Annotated in this window: 14 protein-coding genes and 1 tRNA gene; 14 read left to right on the top strand and 1 reads right to left on the bottom strand. The window is 72.3% G+C overall.

Translation table 11 applies throughout. The features are described 5' to 3' along the window. Nucleotides 1–4 precede the first annotated feature (4 nt). The 4 genes from VMN58_13385 to VMN58_13370 are packed head-to-tail and all read left to right on the top strand — an operon-like array spanning nucleotide 5 to nucleotide 3,099. Nucleotides 5–748 (top strand): TatD family hydrolase, encoded by a 744-nt coding sequence (locus VMN58_13385; protein ID HUF34191.1) that lies wholly within the window; start codon nucleotides 5–7, stop codon nucleotides 746–748. 54 nt (nucleotides 749–802) lie between these two features. Continuing rightward, entirely contained in the window at nucleotides 803–1,480 is a 678-nt protein-coding gene (locus VMN58_13380) for a M15 family metallopeptidase (GenBank protein HUF34190.1), read from the top strand. Between the two features lie 54 nt (nucleotides 1,481–1,534). Further along, a complete protein-coding gene (gene rsmA / locus VMN58_13375; GenBank protein HUF34189.1) occupies nucleotides 1,535–2,386 on the top strand; it encodes a 16S rRNA (adenine(1518)-N(6)/adenine(1519)-N(6))-dimethyltransferase RsmA in 852 nt (283 codons plus the stop codon). Nucleotides 2,387–2,391: 5 nt separating this feature from the next. Then, nucleotides 2,392–3,099 carry a 4-(cytidine 5'-diphospho)-2-C-methyl-D-erythritol kinase gene (locus tag VMN58_13370; GenBank protein ID HUF34188.1) on the top strand — a complete coding sequence of 236 codons (708 nt, stop codon included), beginning with the start codon at nucleotides 2,392–2,394 and terminating at the stop codon, nucleotides 3,097–3,099. A 176-nt stretch (nucleotides 3,100–3,275) separates the two neighbouring features. Here VMN58_13370 and VMN58_13365 read toward each other — a convergent pair whose 3' ends face one another. Next, nucleotides 3,276–3,374, bottom strand: coding sequence for an AURKAIP1/COX24 domain-containing protein (locus VMN58_13365; protein HUF34187.1), 99 nt, complete (start codon nucleotides 3,372–3,374; stop codon nucleotides 3,276–3,278). A gap of 158 nt (nucleotides 3,375–3,532) precedes the next feature. Here VMN58_13365 and VMN58_13360 point away from each other — a divergent pair, with 158 nt between their 5' ends. The 10 genes from VMN58_13360 (at nucleotide 3,533) to VMN58_13315 (ending at nucleotide 14,063) form a co-directional block, all read left to right on the top strand. Beyond that, on the top strand, nucleotides 3,533–3,733 hold the full coding sequence (locus VMN58_13360; protein HUF34186.1) for a hypothetical protein: 201 nt from the start codon (nucleotides 3,533–3,535) through the stop codon (nucleotides 3,731–3,733). 35 nt (nucleotides 3,734–3,768) lie between these two features. Next, a tRNA-Gln gene (locus VMN58_13355) sits at nucleotides 3,769–3,840 on the top strand. Nucleotides 3,841–3,901: 61 nt separating this feature from the next. Beyond that, nucleotides 3,902–5,011, top strand: a complete 1,110-nt coding sequence (locus tag VMN58_13350; GenBank protein ID HUF34185.1) for a sugar phosphate nucleotidyltransferase — start codon at nucleotides 3,902–3,904, stop codon at nucleotides 5,009–5,011. A gap of 8 nt (nucleotides 5,012–5,019) precedes the next feature. Then, nucleotides 5,020–5,994: a ribose-phosphate diphosphokinase gene (locus VMN58_13345; GenBank protein ID HUF34184.1), complete on the top strand. Its 975-nt coding sequence runs from the start codon at nucleotides 5,020–5,022 to the stop codon at nucleotides 5,992–5,994. A 103-nt stretch (nucleotides 5,995–6,097) separates the two neighbouring features. Next, nucleotides 6,098–6,799 carry a 50S ribosomal protein L25 gene (locus VMN58_13340; protein ID HUF34183.1) on the top strand — a complete coding sequence of 234 codons (702 nt, stop codon included), beginning with the start codon at nucleotides 6,098–6,100 and terminating at the stop codon, nucleotides 6,797–6,799. Continuing rightward, nucleotides 6,800–7,420 carry an aminoacyl-tRNA hydrolase gene (gene pth, locus VMN58_13335; GenBank protein HUF34182.1) on the top strand — a complete coding sequence of 207 codons (621 nt, stop codon included), beginning with the start codon at nucleotides 6,800–6,802 and terminating at the stop codon, nucleotides 7,418–7,420. A 52-nt stretch (nucleotides 7,421–7,472) separates the two neighbouring features. After that, nucleotides 7,473–10,982: a transcription-repair coupling factor gene (gene mfd / locus VMN58_13330; GenBank protein ID HUF34181.1), complete on the top strand. Its 3,510-nt coding sequence runs from the start codon at nucleotides 7,473–7,475 to the stop codon at nucleotides 10,980–10,982. Nucleotides 10,983–11,022: 40 nt separating this feature from the next. Next, nucleotides 11,023–12,087: a peptidylprolyl isomerase gene (locus VMN58_13325; protein HUF34180.1), complete on the top strand. Its 1,065-nt coding sequence runs from the start codon at nucleotides 11,023–11,025 to the stop codon at nucleotides 12,085–12,087. A gap of 4 nt (nucleotides 12,088–12,091) precedes the next feature. Continuing rightward, nucleotides 12,092–13,447, top strand: a complete 1,356-nt coding sequence (locus tag VMN58_13320; GenBank protein ID HUF34179.1) for a MazG family protein — start codon at nucleotides 12,092–12,094, stop codon at nucleotides 13,445–13,447. Next, complete coding sequence (locus tag VMN58_13315; GenBank protein HUF34178.1) at nucleotides 13,437–14,063, top strand: hypothetical protein; 627 nt, start codon at nucleotides 13,437–13,439, stop codon at nucleotides 14,061–14,063. The genes VMN58_13320 and VMN58_13315 overlap by 11 nt, the downstream gene beginning before the upstream one ends. The last annotated feature ends 95 nt before the right edge of the window (nucleotides 14,064–14,158 follow it).

Raw genomic sequence — 14,158 nt, 5'->3', positions numbered from 1 at the left:
TGGTGTGTGGACCGACGCCCACTGCCACATCCCCTATGAGGGGATCGGCGAGGAGGTGGTGGCCGAGGCCCGTGCCGCCGGGGTCGGGCGGTTGGTGTCGGTCGGCACCGACCTCGCGCAGTCCAGGGCGGCCATCGAGGTGGCCCGGCGCCACGAGGGCGTGTGGGCGACCGTGGGTGTGCACCCCCACGACGCCGCCGGCGGCATCGACGGCATCGAGGCGCTGCTCGGCGAGTCCGAGGTCGTGGCGGTGGGGGAGTGCGGCCTCGACTACCACTACGACCACTCCCCACGCGACGTGCAGCGCCGGGTCTTCGCCGAGCAGATCGCTCTGGCCCACGCCCACGACCTGGCCCTGGTGATCCACACCCGGGAGGCGTGGGACGACACCTTCGACGTCCTCGCTGCCGAGGGCACCCCCGAGCGAACGGTGTTCCACTGCTTCACCGGCGGCCCGGACGAGGCGCGGCGGGCCCTCGACACCGGCGCGCTCATCAGCTTCAGCGGCATCGTGACCTTCAAGGGGGCACCCGAGGTGCGCGAGGCCGCCGCCCTGTGCCCCCTCGACCGGCTGACGGTCGAGACCGACGCCCCCTACCTGGCGCCGGTGCCCCACCGGGGTGAGCGGAACCACCCGGGCTGGGTGACCCACGTCGGCGCCGCCGTCGCCGCCGTCAAGGGCATCGAGGTCGACGAGGTCGAGGCGGCCACCACCGAGGCCGCCGCCCGCCTGTTCCGCCTGGGCTGACGCACCAGCCTCGACGGCGATGCCGAGGGGGGGCACGATGGGAACGTGGCGTCGATGATGGCCCGGTTGGTGATGGCGGCCGTCGCCGCGCTCGGGGTGCTGGCGGGCTGCAACCCCGACCCCAGCACGGGCACACCTCCTCCGCCCGGCGAGGCCGCTCCAGCCTTCGCGTCCGTCTCGTCACCGGTGGGGCCCGGGACGGCCTGGCCCCTCGGTGACACGTGGCGGGAGGGCTGCCCTGTCCACCACAGCGACCTGGCCGGCCTGGAGGTCTCCCACTGGGGCTACGACGGTCACGCCGCCACGGGACGCGTGGTGGTCCACGTCGGCGACGCCGATGCCATCACCGAGGTGTTCCGCCAGCTCTACGAGGCCCGCTTCCAGATCGAGCGACTCGAGCCGATCGACGCCTTCGGGGGCGACGACGATGCCTCGATGGCGGCCAACAACAGCAGCGCCTTCAACTGCCGGACGGTCGCAGGCACCTCCCGCTGGTCGGAGCACGCCTACGGCCGGGCCATCGACCTCAACCCGGTGCAGAACCCGTACGTGAGGGGCGACCTCGTCGAGCCACCGGCAGGCGAGGCCTGGCGAGACCGGGAGCACGTCACGCCGGGGATGATCACCGACGGCGACGCGGTGGTGCGGGCGTTCGCATCGCAGGGCTGGGGGTGGGGTGGCCACTGGGCGTCGTCGAAGGACTACCAGCACTTCTCCGCCACCGGCCGCTGAGCAGCTCGGGCCCGGGTTGTGCCCGGGGGCGGGCATCCATAGGTTGCCGGGCGCATGAGGACCCTCTCCCCCCGGGACGTCAGCGACCTCCTGGAGCGGCACGGCCTGCGCCCCAGCCGGGCCCTCGGCCAGAACTTCGTGGTCGACCCCAACACCGTCCGGCGCATCGCCCGCCTCGCCGGGGTGGGTCCGGGCGACCGGGTGGTGGAGATCGGCGCCGGCCTGGGCTCGCTCACGCTGGCGTTGCTCGAGACGGGTGCCGCCGTCACCGCCGTCGAGATCGACCGCCACCTGCTGCCCGCCCTCCGGGAGGTGGTCGAGCCCCACGGTGCGACCGTGGTCCACGGCGACGCCATGGCGCTCGACTGGGCAGCGCTGCTGGGCGAGGAGCGCTGGGTCCTCGTGGCCAACCTCCCGTACAACGTGGCGTCGCCCCTCGTCGCCGACCTGCTCGACGAGGTCCCCGCCATCGGCCGCATGCTGGTGATGGTCCAGCGCGAGGTCGGGGAGCGCATGGCTGCCGACGTGGGGGACGAGGCCTACGGGGGGCTGTCGGTGAAGATCGCCTACTGGGCCACGGCCACGGTGGTGGGTCGGGTGCCGGCCACGGTCTTCATCCCCCAGCCGAAGGTGGAGAGCGCCTTGGTGGCCATCGAGCGACGGGAGCGGCCCGCCGTCGACCCCGACGCGGTGGACCCGGCCCGGCTCTTCGCCCTGGTGCGGGCCGGGTTCGGCCAGCGCCGCAAGATGCTGCGCCGGTCGCTGGCGGGCCTGGTCGACCCCGCCGCCTTCGAGGCGTCGGGCATCCGCCCCGAGGCCCGGGCCGAGGAGCTCGACGTGGTCGCGTGGGGTCGCCTGGCCGAGGCCAGCCCGGTGGTGCCGGTGCCGGCCGAGGGTGGGCGTTGAGCGAGGTGGTGCTGGCCCCGGCCAAGCTGACCCTGTCGCTGCGCGTCACGGGTGTGCGCGACGACGGGTTCCACCTCATCGACGCCGAGATGGTGACCCTCGACCTCGCCGACGAGCTGACCTTCTCCGACGGTGACGACCTCGAGGTCGTGGGCGCCACCGGCCTGCCGGTGACGGCCGGCGCCGACAACCTCGTGCGCCGGGCCCTGGCCGCGGTGGGCCGCACCGCCCACGTCCGGTTGGTCAAGCGCATCCCTGCCGGCGCCGGCCTCGGCGGCGGCTCGGCCGACGCTGCTGCCGTGCTCCGCTGGGCCGGCGTGGACGACCTGGCGGTGGCCGCGTCGCTGGGCGCCGACGTCCCCTTCTGCCTCCGGGGCGGGCGGGCGAGGGTCACCGGCATCGGCGAGGTCCTCGAGCCCCTCCCGTTCGAGCCCCGCACCTTCACCCTCCTGACGCCCCCCTTCGGCGTGTCGACCCCCGCCGTCTACCGCACGTGGGACGAAATGGGAGGCCCCAGAGGCCAAGCGAACGACCTAGAACCAGCCGCCCTCCAAGTGGAGCCCAGGCTCGCAAGGTGGAGGGACCAGCTCGAGGCAGCCACAGGAAGGCAACCAACCCTCGCCGGAAGCGGAACCACCTGGTTCACAGAGGGAGACCACCCAGGAGAAGGAAGACAAGTAGCCAGAACGGTGAAGGCAACCAGAGAGACCTGACCGGGCTACCCCACCCCCCGGCCCCCACCAAGCGCAGGCGCGAGCGACGCGCCAAGAAGAGGCCGATGCGAGGGCCGGTGGGTGGCACGGAGGGAAGGGGCCCGCCGCCGGAGCTTGCGGAGGCGGTGGGAAGGGTCCGCTCCGTGACAGGCCCCACCGGCCCGGGACCGCGCCAGCTACTTCTTGGCGCGCCGCTGGAAGCGGGTGCGCTTCAGCATCTTCTTGTGCTTCTTCTTGCGCATGCGCTTCCGGCGCTTCTTGATCAGTGAGCCCATGAGGGTCCCCAAGGTAGCGGTGGATCCCACCGGCGCACCAAACCGGTCGGCCGCCCATCCACCACCTCGGCCGGCGCCGGACGTAGACAGACACCTCAAGTTCCCATGGTGGTCTGGCCGATCATTGAAGTCAGACCACAACACGGAGAGGGGGCACGATGCTCGCACAGCACCTACGGGGGATCCGGCGGCTCGAGGGCCACCACGTCTCCATCTCGCTCGACGATGGCTCACGCATCGACGACTGCGAGCTGGTCTCGGTGGGCCGTGCCCGCAACGGCACGCTCTGGCTCTACACCGAGTGCGGCGACACCTTCGTCGACGTCGAAGCGGTGGTCGATCTCTGGGAGACGGCCTAGGCGCCGAACCCGCAGCGGTAACCTCGGCTCGACGGTCGGGGGTAGTTCAGTGGCAGAACGCCGGCCTTTGGTGCCGGATGTCGGAGGTTCGACCCCTCCCCCCCGAGCTGCGAGGCACCGAGCAGGGCGGGCGGTGCGCCGCGGTGGTGGTGGTGGTAGGCAGGAGCCATGAGCTCGCGACCGCTGTCCACCCTGGTGCTCGCCGCCGGCGAGGGCACCCGCATGCGTTCGGCGCGGCCGAAGCCGCTGCACCTGCTCTGCGGCCGAGCCATGCTCCTCCACGTCCTCGACGCCACCGCCGTCCTCGATGTCGAGCGATCGGTCGTGGTCATCGGCCACGGGGCCGAGCGGGTGAGCAAGAAGCTCACCGAGGACGGCCCGCCGGGGATGGCGATCGACTTCGTCGAGCAGCACGTCCAGCGTGGTACCGGCGACGCGGTGATGGTGGGCCTCACCGCGTTCCCCGAGGACGATGACGACGACGGGGGCGACGTGCTCATCCTGCCGGGCGACACCCCGTTGCTGCGGTCCGAGACCCTGGGCGCGCTCGTGGCCCGCCACCGGGAGGCGGACGCCGCTGCCACCATCCTCACGGCCCGGGTCGACGACCCCACCGGCTACGGCCGGGTGGTGCGGGGCCGCAACGGAGAGGTCGAGCGCATCGTCGAGGAGGCCGACGCCGACGACGAGCAGCGGGCGATCGACGAGGTCAACACCTCGATCTACTGCTTCCGCCGCAGCGTCCTCGCCCCGGCGCTGCGCCGCACTTCGCCGCAGAACGCCCAGGGCGAGTACTACCTCACCGACGTCGTCGAGGTGCTGGCCGACGCCGGCTACACCGTCGGCACCCTGGTGGCGTCCGACCCAGGTGAGACCTCCGGTGTCAACGACCGGGCGCAGCTGGCCGACGCCGAGACCGAGCTCCGGCGCCGGACGAACGCCGAGTGGCTGGCGCGGGGGGTCACCATGCTCGACCCCTCCGCGGTGTACATCGACCGTGGTGTCCAGCTGGCGCCCGACGTCACCATCTTCCCGGGGGCGATCCTCCAGGGCGCCACCGTGGTGGGGGAGCGCTGCGAGATCGGGCCCGGCACCCAGCTGATCGACTGCGTGGTCGGCCCCGATGTGGCGATCAGCCACACGGTCGGGACCGACGCCGAGATCGGCGCCGGGGCAAAGGTCGGCCCGTGGGCCCGCCTACCACCGGGTAGCTCGATCGCCGAGGGGGCGGTGACCGGTGCGTTCTACACTGCGGTCGAACGGGGCCCGACGGAGTGAGGAAGCCAATGGAGCTGGTGCCGAAGAAGAAGCTGCTGCTCTACTCGGGCCGCTCCCACCCCCAGCTGGCCGAGGCCATCGCGTCGCACCTCGGTGTCGAGCTGGGTCACCCCAACCTCCGCGAGTTCGCCAACGGCGAGATGCACTGCCGCTTCGGGGAGACGGTGCGTGGCGCCGACGTCTTCATCATCCAGACCCACTGCGGGCCGGTGAACGACTCGATCATGGAGCAGCTGATCATGATCGACGCCGCCAAGCGGGCCTCGGCCAAGCGCATCACCGCGGTGTGCCCCTTCTACGGCTACTCCCGCCAGGACCGCAAGGCCGAGGGCCGGGAGCCCATCACCGCCAAGCTGGTGGCCGACATGCTCACCGCGGCGGGCGCCAACCGGGTCATCAGCGTCGACCTGCACTCCGGCCAGATCCAGGGCTACTTCAACCTCCCGGTCGACCACCTGGTGGCCACGCCGGTGCTGGTCGGGTACCTGCGGGCCAACACCTCGCCCGACGACCTGGTGATCGTGTCGCCCGACGCCGGCCGGGTGAAGGTGGCCGAGCGGTTCTCTCAGCACCTCAACGCCGACCTGGCCTTCGTCAACAAGCGCCGCCCCAAGGGGATGGCCAACACCGTCGTCGCCCGCGACGTCATCGGCGAGGTCGAGGGGCGTCACTGCGTGCTGATCGACGACATGATCGACACTGCCGGCACGATCGTCGCCGCCGCCGACATCCTGCGTGAGCACGGGGCCACCGACGTGTGGGCCATGGCCACCCACGGCGTGCTCTCCGACCCGGCCACCGACCGGCTCAAGAACTCGGTGATCTCCCGGGTCGTCATCACCGACACGCTCCCGCTGCCCGCCGAGAAGCAGATCGACAAGATCGAGGTGCTCTCGGTCTCGAGCCTGATCGGGGACGCCATCGACGCCGTGTTCGAGGACACCTCGGTGTCGGAGATCTTCGGCGGAGAGAACCAGAGCTGAGCCGGCGCGCCCCCGCGCTCCCCGCCGACTTCCTGGCCGGCCACCTCGGCTCCTACACTCGACCTTCGTCCTTTTCCGTAGCCCCACCTGGAGCGCTGGTCCCATGCCGTCCGACGAGATCACCCTCACCGCCGAGCCCGGCCGCACCACTGGCTCGGCCCCTTCCAAGCGCCTCCGCGCCGAGGGGAAGATCCCGGGCGTCGTGTACGGCCACGGCAACGACCCGCTGTCGGTGGCCGTCGAGCGGCGCGACCTGCGGGCTGCCCTCACCACCGAGGCGGGCATGAACGCCCTGATCAACCTTGACGTCGATGGCGACGTGCACCTCACGATCGTGCGCGACGTGCAGCGCAACCCCGTTCGCAACGAGGTCACCCACGTCGACTTCATCATCATCGACCGCGACGAGGTCGTCACCGTCGAGGTGCCCATCGTCTTCCTCGGCGAGGCCAAGGCCGTCATGGACGAGAGCGGCAACGTCGACCAGCAGTCCTTCACCCTCACGGTCAAGGCCAAGCCCGGCTCCATCCCGAACGAGGTCACCCTCGACATCTCCGGGATGACCATCGGCGACACGCTGCGCGTCAGCGACATCCCTCTGCCGGCCGGGGCCACCACCGAGGCCGATCCCGACGAGCCCATCGCCGTGGCCATGATCACCCGCTCGACCCTCGAGGTCGAGGCCGAGGAGGCCGAGGCCGAGGCTGCCGCCGAGGCGGCTGCCGAGGTTGATGGCGCCGAGGGCGAGGGCGAAGGCGGCGAGGCCGAGGCTGCTGCCGAGGGCGGCGAGGACGCCGGCGAGTAGGTGCGCCTGCTCGGGCGCGGTGGCGACCGCGAGCGGCGGGGCACCCCCGCCGACCTGCTCGTCATCGGGCTCGGGAACCCCGGCGACGACTACGCTAGGACCCGCCACAACGTCGGTGCCGACACGGTCGAGCTGCTGGCCCGCCGCCACGGCGGCCAGCTGAAGAAGGGCAAGGAGAAGGCGCTGTCGGCCGAGGTGCACCACGCCGGCCGGCGCCTGGCCCTCGCCTTCCCGACCACGTTCTACAACGAGGCCGGACAGGCGGCGCTGCTGCTGTCCCGCCGGCACGGGATCGACGACCCCGAGCGGATCGTGGTGATCCACGACGAGCTCGACCTGCCGCCGGGGACGCTGCGGGTGAAGGCCGGCGGCGGCCTCGCCGGCAACAAGGGCCTCAAGTCGATCACCGCCCACCTCCACACCGACGAGTTCCTCCGTGTGCGCATCGGCGTGGGCAAGCCGCCTGGTCGCCAGCAGGGCGCCGACCACGTGCTGCGCCGGCCGGGCAAGGTCGAGCGGACCGAGCTCGACGTGGCGATCGAGGAGGCAGCCGACGCCGTGGAGGCCATCGCCACCGACGGGGTGGCCGTGGCCATGAACCGCTTCAACACCCGCGGCTGAGAGGCCCGGTCCCGTCTGCGGGCGCGACCGCGCCCACCGGTACCCTTCGACCGTGACCCCCGACCTGTCCGGATCGGGCGCGCCCTCGCGTCCCGTGAGCCTCTCGAGCCTGCCACCCCTCCTGCGCGACGAGCCCGCCCTCGCCGCCGTGACGGGCACGACGAGCGCAGTGCTGGCCGTCCCCGAGCCAGCTCGGGCCCTCACCATCGCCGGGTTGGTGCACCTCTCGTCGCGACGGCCGCTGGTGGTGGCGGTGCCGACCACCGGCGACGCCGAGCGCCTGGTCCGCGATCTCGAGGTCTACCTCGGCCCCGAGCAGGTCGAGCTGTTCCCGGCGTGGGAGACGCTGCCCTTCGAGCGGGTCAGCCCGAGCGTCGAGGCCATGGGGAAGCGGCTGCGGACCATGTGGCGCCTCCGGCGCGGCGAGGCCACGGTGGTCGTGGCGCCGGTGCGGGCCCTGGTGCAGCGCCTCGGCCCCCACGTGGAGGACGTCGAGCCGGTGTGCATCCGCCCCGGCGACCAGGTCGACCCGCTCGAGCTGGTGTCCCGGCTGGTGGCGGCGGGCTACCGGCGCGAGTACCAGGTGGAGCACCGCGGCGAGGTGGCCATGCGCGGCTCGATCGTCGACGTCTACCCCTCCACCGCCGACGCGCCCGTCCGCATCGACCTCTGGGGCGACGAGGTCGACCGGCTCACCGGGTTCTCGGTGAGCGACCAGCGCTCGACCGAGGACGTGGGGTCCGTCGAGATCTTCGGCTGCCGTGAGCTGCTGCCCACCGCCGCCGTCCGCGAGCGCGCCGCCGCGCTGGTGGCCACCGAGCCGTGGGGGCGCGAGCAGTGGGAGCGACTGGCCGAGGGCTTGGTCTTCGACGGCATGGAGTCGTGGCTGCCGTGGCTGGCCCCGGCCGAGCACGTCCTGTTCGACCTCCTCGGTGAGCCGGGCCAGGGAGAGGCCGGCGCCCAGGTCCTGCTGGTCGAGCCTCGGCGCATGCGCGACCGGGCCGCCGACCTGTTGGCCGAGGAGGCCGACCTGGCCCGTTCGCTTGCTACCACCTGGGACGTGGGGGCCGACGTCGAGCTGCCGAGGCTCCACCTCCCCTTCGACCGCCTGCTGGCCCACACGACGGCGCCGGCATGGAGCATCACCAACGCCCCGGAGGGGCCCGACACCCCAGCGGTGCGAGCAACCGGGTGGGACCCGGTGGTGGGTGACGGCTCCCACCTCCTCGACACCGTCCGGCGCTACCTCGCCGACGGCTGGCGCGTGGTGGTTGCCGCCGACGGCGCCGGGTCAGCCGCCCGTCTGCACCAGTCCTTCGCCGATGAGGGCCTCCGGTTCACCCTCGACCACAGCGCCGTGCCCGAGCTCGGTCCCGGGGGTCACGTGGTGGTGGCCCCCCTCGAGCGGGGTGTGGTGCTTCCCGAGGTCAAGGTGGCTTTGCTCGGCGAGGCCGACGTCACCGGTCGTCGCCGGGCGCACCGCCGAGCCCGGCCCCGCAAGCGGGAGAGCGCCGGGTTCTTCGACGACCTGAGCCCCGGCGACTACGTCGTCCACGTCACCCACGGCGTCGGTCGCTACGGCGGCATGGTCAAGCGCGCAATCGGCGGCGTCGAGCGCGACTACCTGCTCCTCGAGTACCGCGGTGGCGACAAGCTCTACGTCCCCTCCGACCAGATCGATGCCATCCGCCACTACACGGGTGGAGAGTCGCCCAGCCTCCACCGCCTCGGCGGCTCCGACTGGCAGAAGGCCAAGAGCCGGGTGCGCTCGGCGGTCAAGGAGATCGCCCAGGAGCTCGTGGTGCTCTACCAGCGCCGCATCAGCGCTGCCGGCCACGCCTTCGCGCCGGACACGCCGTGGCAGGCCGAGGTCGAGGCGGCGTTCCCCTTCAAGGAGACGCCCGACCAGGAGAAGGCCATCGCCGACGTCAAGGCCGACATGGAGGTCGAGCGCCCCATGGACCGTCTGGTCTGCGGTGACGTCGGCTTCGGCAAGACCGAGGTCGCCATCCGTGCCGCCTTCAAGGCGGTGCAGGACGGCAAGCAGGTTGCGGTGCTGGTCCCCACCACCCTCCTGGCCCAGCAGCACTACCAGACCTTCAGCGAGCGCTTCGCCGGCTACCCGGTCCGGGTCGAGGTCCTGAGCCGATTCCTCACCACGGCCCAGGCCAAGAAGGTGGTGCAGGGCATCGTCGACGGCGACGTCGACGTGGTCATCGGCACCCATCGCTTGCTCTCGCAGGACATCCGCTTCAAGCGCCTCGGCCTCCTCGTGGTCGACGAGGAGCAGCGCTTCGGCGTCACCCACAAGGAGGCGATGAAGCAGCTGAAGATCGACGTCGACGTGCTGACGCTCTCGGCCACGCCGATCCCCCGCACCCTCGAGCTGAGCCTCACCGGCATCCGCGACCTGACCTTGCTGAACACCCCGCCCTCGGAGCGGCAGCCGATCCTCACCTACGTCGGTGAGTACGACGAGCGGGCCGTGGCCGAGGCCATCCGCCGGGAGCTGCTGCGGGAGGGGCAGGTCTTCTTCGTGCACAACCGCGTCCAGGACATCGACCAGGTGGCGTCCGACCTCCGTGTGCTGGTGCCGGAGGCCCGGGTGGCCGTGGCCCACGGCCAGATGGACGAGGGCAGCCTGGAGACGATCGTGCTCGACTTCTGGGAGGGCCACTACGACGTGTTGGTGTGCACCACCATCATCGAGTCGGGCATCGACATGCCGACGGTGAACACGCTGGTGGTCGACCGCGCCGACCGCCTCGGCCTCGGCCAGCTCCACCAGCTGCGCGGCCGCGTCGGCCGGGCCGGCAGCCGGGCCTACGCCTACCTCTTCCACCCGCAGGACCACGTCCTGTCGGAGGACGCCTACGAGCGGCTGAAGACCATCGGCGAGGCCACCGAGCTGGGCTCGGGGTTCAAGATCGCCATGCGCGACCTCGAGATCCGCGGTGCTGGCAACCTGCTGGGGGAGAGCCAGTCGGGCCACATCGCGGCGGTGGGCTACGACCTCTACGTGCAGATGGTCAGCGAGGCGGTGGCCGAGCTGAAGGGCGAGCCGGTGCGCCAGCCTGCTGAGATCAAGCTCGAGCTGCCCCTCGACGCCAGCCTCCCCCCGGACTACGTCGCCAAGGAGGAGCTCCGCCTCGAGGCGTACCGGCGGCTGGCCACGGTGGAGACCGCTGGGCAGGTGGATGACATCCGGGGCGAGTGGGAGGACCGCTACGGGCCGGTGCCGCCGCCGGCCCAGGCGCTCCTCGCCGTCGCCCACCTCCGAGCCGAATGCCACCGCACCGGAATCCGCGAGGTGGTGGTCACCCCCAACCGCACCGCCCCCGGCAGCATGGCCCGACTCAGCCCCGTCGTGCTCAAGACCAGCGCCACCATCCGGTTGCGCCGCCTCGCCCGGGACGCCGTCTTCAAGGAGGACCTGCGCCAGCTGGCGGTGCCGCTGCGCAAGGGCGTCGACGTGACCGCTGCCCTCACCGACCTGCTCCGCGAGCTGGTGCCGGTCGAGGCGGCGCCGGTCGCCGGGGAGGCAGTCGCCACCAGTGCCTGATGGCAAGACCCCCTCGGGTGGCGGGTACCCTTCCCGACCCGTGGGTGCCAATCGCCTGAACCGTCCGAGACGCCTCCGTGCGGTGGCAGTCGTCGCCGTCGCCGCGCTCGCCCTGGGGGCGTGCGGCTCGCTCGGTGAGTCACCGGCCGCCGTCGTCAACGGTGAGCGCATCACGACCTCGTCGCTGCTCGACGAGGTCGAGACGATCCGGAGCAACGAGGAGCTTCGCCAGCGCAACGAAGCCGACTTCGGCCTGGGCCTCGCCGGCGCGTCGTCGGGCACCTTCGACGCCCGCTTCCTCTCCCAGGTCCTGCAGCTGCGCATCTACTTCGAGCTCATCGAGCAGGAGCTCGACGAGCTCGGCGTCACGATCTCCGATGAGGACCTGGCCGACGCCCGCCGGGCCGTCCTCGAGCGGGCCGGCGCCGACGGCATCGACCTCGAGTCGTTCCCCTCGGCGTACCTCGACCGGATCGTGCGCCAGGAGGCGCTGATCAACGCCATCGGGCCTGCCCTGGTGGGCGCCGACGAGGAGGCGTTCTTCGAGGAGAACCTCGACAGCTTCACCGAGCGCTGCATCAGCCACATCTTCGTCAGCTTCGACCAGCGCGCCCCCGACGACGCCCGGGCGCGGGTCGACGAGCTGCAGGCCCAGCTCGAGATGGGCGTTGCCTACGAGGTGGTTGCCTCCGAGCAGTCCGACGACCAGGCGGCGGCAGCCGAAGGGGGCAGCCTCGGGTGCGGCCTGGCGGGTCGGTTCATCCCGCAGTTCGAGGAGGCCGCCAACGAGCTCGACGAGGGCGAGGTGAGCCAGCCCGTGGAGACGCCGCTTGGGTTCCACATCATCCGGATGGACGAGGTGCGCGAGCCCACCTTCGAGGAGTCGCGAGAGGCCGTCGCCCGCCAGCTCCAGAGCCGCATCGGCCCGGCGATCCAGGAGTTCCTCATCCGCGCCACCACCGAGTCCGATGTGGAGGTCAACCCCCGCTTCGGCGAGTGGGTCGTCGACGACTCCCAGGGTCCCGCCTTCGGCCGGGTGCGCCCGCCGGCCGGCCCCACCACCACCACGGTGCCCGTCGCCGACCCGTTCGAGTCTGCGCCCTAGCCCCGTGGGGGCGAGCCGCGAGCCCGCCGGCCGGGTGACCGTCGTGGGCCTCGGCCCGTCGGGGCCTGATCTGCTCACCGCCGCGACCCTCGACGCCATCGAGCGGGTGCGGCGACGCTTCCTGCGCACCGTCCACCACCCCGCGGCGGTGGCGGTGCCCGACGCCGCGTCCTTCGACCACCTCTACGAGTCGGGGGACACCTTCGATGCCGTCTACGCGGCCATCGTCGAGGAGCTGGTGGCGGCCGCCGGCTCGACCGGTGAGGTGCTCTACGCCGTTCCCGGCAACCCGCGCGTGCTCGAGCGCAGCGTCGAGCTGTTGCTCGCCGACGGGCGGGTCGAGGTCGAGGTCCTGCCGGCGATGTCGTTCCTCGACCTGGCCTGGGTGCGCCTCGGCATCGACCCGGTCGAGGCAGGTGTCCGCCTGGTCGACGGCCACCGCTTCGAGGTCGACGCCGCGGGCGAGCGGGGCCCGCTCCTCGTGGCCCACTGCCACAACCGCCGGGTGCTCTCCGACATCAAGCTGGCGGTCGACGGTGACGGCACCGACCGGGTGCTCGTCCTGCAGCGGCTCGGCCTCCCCGACGAGGCGGTGACCGAGGTGGCCTGGGACGACCTCGACCGGGTCGTCGAACCCGACCACCTCACCTCTCTCTACATCCCGGTCGTCTCGGCGCCGGTGGCCCTCGAGCTGACCCGCTTCGTCACGCTGGTGCGCACCCTGCGGGCCGAGTGCCCCTGGGACCGCGAGCAGACCCACCGCTCGCTCACCCGCCACCTCCTCGAGGAGACCTACGAGGTGCTCGAGGCCATCGAGGCCCTCGACCCCGACACGGGTGAGGGCTACGGGCACCTGGAGGAGGAGCTGGGCGACCTGCTCTTCCAGGTGGTGTTCCACGCCACCTTGGGCGCCGAGGCCGGTCAGCTGACCATGGCCGATGTGGCGCGGGGCATCCACGACAAGCTGGTCCGCCGTCACCCCCACGTCTTTGCCGGGTTGGCGGTGAGCGGCACCGACGACGTGGTGACCAACTGGGAGCAGATCAAGAAGGAGGAGAAGGGCCGGGCGTCGGTGATGGACGGCGTGCCCGGCAACCTCCCGTCGCTGCTCTACGCCCACAAGGTGCTGCGCAAGGCCTCCTCCATCGGCCACGAGCCGGAGCTGGTCGAGGGTGGTCCGCTGGCGGGCGCGGCGCCGGTCGACGACGGGCCGGCGCTCGGCGCGCTCCTCCTCGCCGCCGTCCAGCTGGCCAGGCGCCTCGACGTCGACCCCGAGGCGGCCCTGCGGGCGGCGGCCATGCAGGTCCGCGACCGCGTGGCCGCGCTCGAGGCGGCGGCAGCGGAGCCCGATGTCCCCTGAGTCTGACGAGCTGCCTCCGTCGCTCGTCATGGTGGCGGCTGGCGGCATCGCCGTGCTGTTGGTGGTGGCGTTCGTCGCTGCGGTGGCCCTTGGCTCGCGGTCGGTGCCCGCCGACGAGGGCGACCGCCTGGCGGTGGCCCGCGGCGACGGTCCGGCGGGCGCCGAGGTGCTGGTGCACCGCTGCCCCGACGAGCGCGTCGTGTCGGTGGAGGTGCTCGGCGCCGGCGGCGAGCCCGTGTGGCGCATCACGTCGCGCAAAGGCTCGATCGACACCCGCTACGTCGTCGGCGGTGGGAGCCCCACCGGCTTCGCGACGGAGGTGCCGATTGAGGGGCCGCTTCCCGAGGGGCCCCTCGCGGTGGTCGTGGGCATCGACGACGGGACCGGCGACCGCGTTGCCCTCGCCGCCGCCGACATCCCCGCCGAGGGTGTGCGCCACCGCGGGGCCGCGGTGGCCGAAGACGAGTTCCGCCGCCGGGCCCTCGGCGCCGTGGAGTGCGCCGGGGCATCCGACCGGGGCACGGTGTCGTTGCTCTTCGCCGCCGCTGCGGCGGTGGTGGCGTTGTCCTACCTGGGCCTGGTGCGGCGCTGGTGGCTCGGCCGTCCCGGCTCGTGAGCGGCGCTGCTCGACGGTGAGACGAGGGCGGAGGCCGGCAAGGCTGGCCGCGCCCACCGAGGATCAGGACGTCGCGCTGGTTGAGGACCGACCAG

The organism is Acidimicrobiales bacterium (genome assembly GCA_035512495.1).
In the GTDB taxonomy this organism is placed as follows: Bacteria; Actinomycetota; Acidimicrobiia; order Acidimicrobiales; family CADCSY01; genus DATKDW01.
The sequence above is the reverse complement of the archived record's forward strand: the minus strand, read 5'-3'. Positions and strand labels throughout refer to the sequence as shown.

What these genes read in the sequence shown, in the direction of transcription:
- VMN58_13380 (HUF34190.1), top strand. Translation starts at nt 803, where the DNA reads ATGATGGCCCGGTTGGTGATGGCGGCCGTCGCCGCGCTCGGGGTGCTG.
- rsmA (HUF34189.1), top strand. Translation starts at nt 1,535, where the DNA reads ATGAGGACCCTCTCCCCCCGGGACGTCAGCGACCTCCTGGAGCGGCAC.
- VMN58_13365 (HUF34187.1), bottom strand. Translation starts at nt 3,374, where the DNA reads ATGGGCTCACTGATCAAGAAGCGCCGGAAGCGCATGCGCAAGAAGAAG.
- VMN58_13360 (HUF34186.1), top strand. Translation starts at nt 3,533, where the DNA reads ATGCTCGCACAGCACCTACGGGGGATCCGGCGGCTCGAGGGCCACCAC.
- VMN58_13350 (HUF34185.1), top strand. Translation starts at nt 3,902, where the DNA reads ATGAGCTCGCGACCGCTGTCCACCCTGGTGCTCGCCGCCGGCGAGGGC.
- VMN58_13345 (HUF34184.1), top strand. Translation starts at nt 5,020, where the DNA reads ATGGAGCTGGTGCCGAAGAAGAAGCTGCTGCTCTACTCGGGCCGCTCC.
- VMN58_13340 (HUF34183.1), top strand. Translation starts at nt 6,098, where the DNA reads ATGCCGTCCGACGAGATCACCCTCACCGCCGAGCCCGGCCGCACCACT.
- VMN58_13315 (HUF34178.1), top strand. Translation starts at nt 13,437, where the DNA reads ATGTCCCCTGAGTCTGACGAGCTGCCTCCGTCGCTCGTCATGGTGGCG.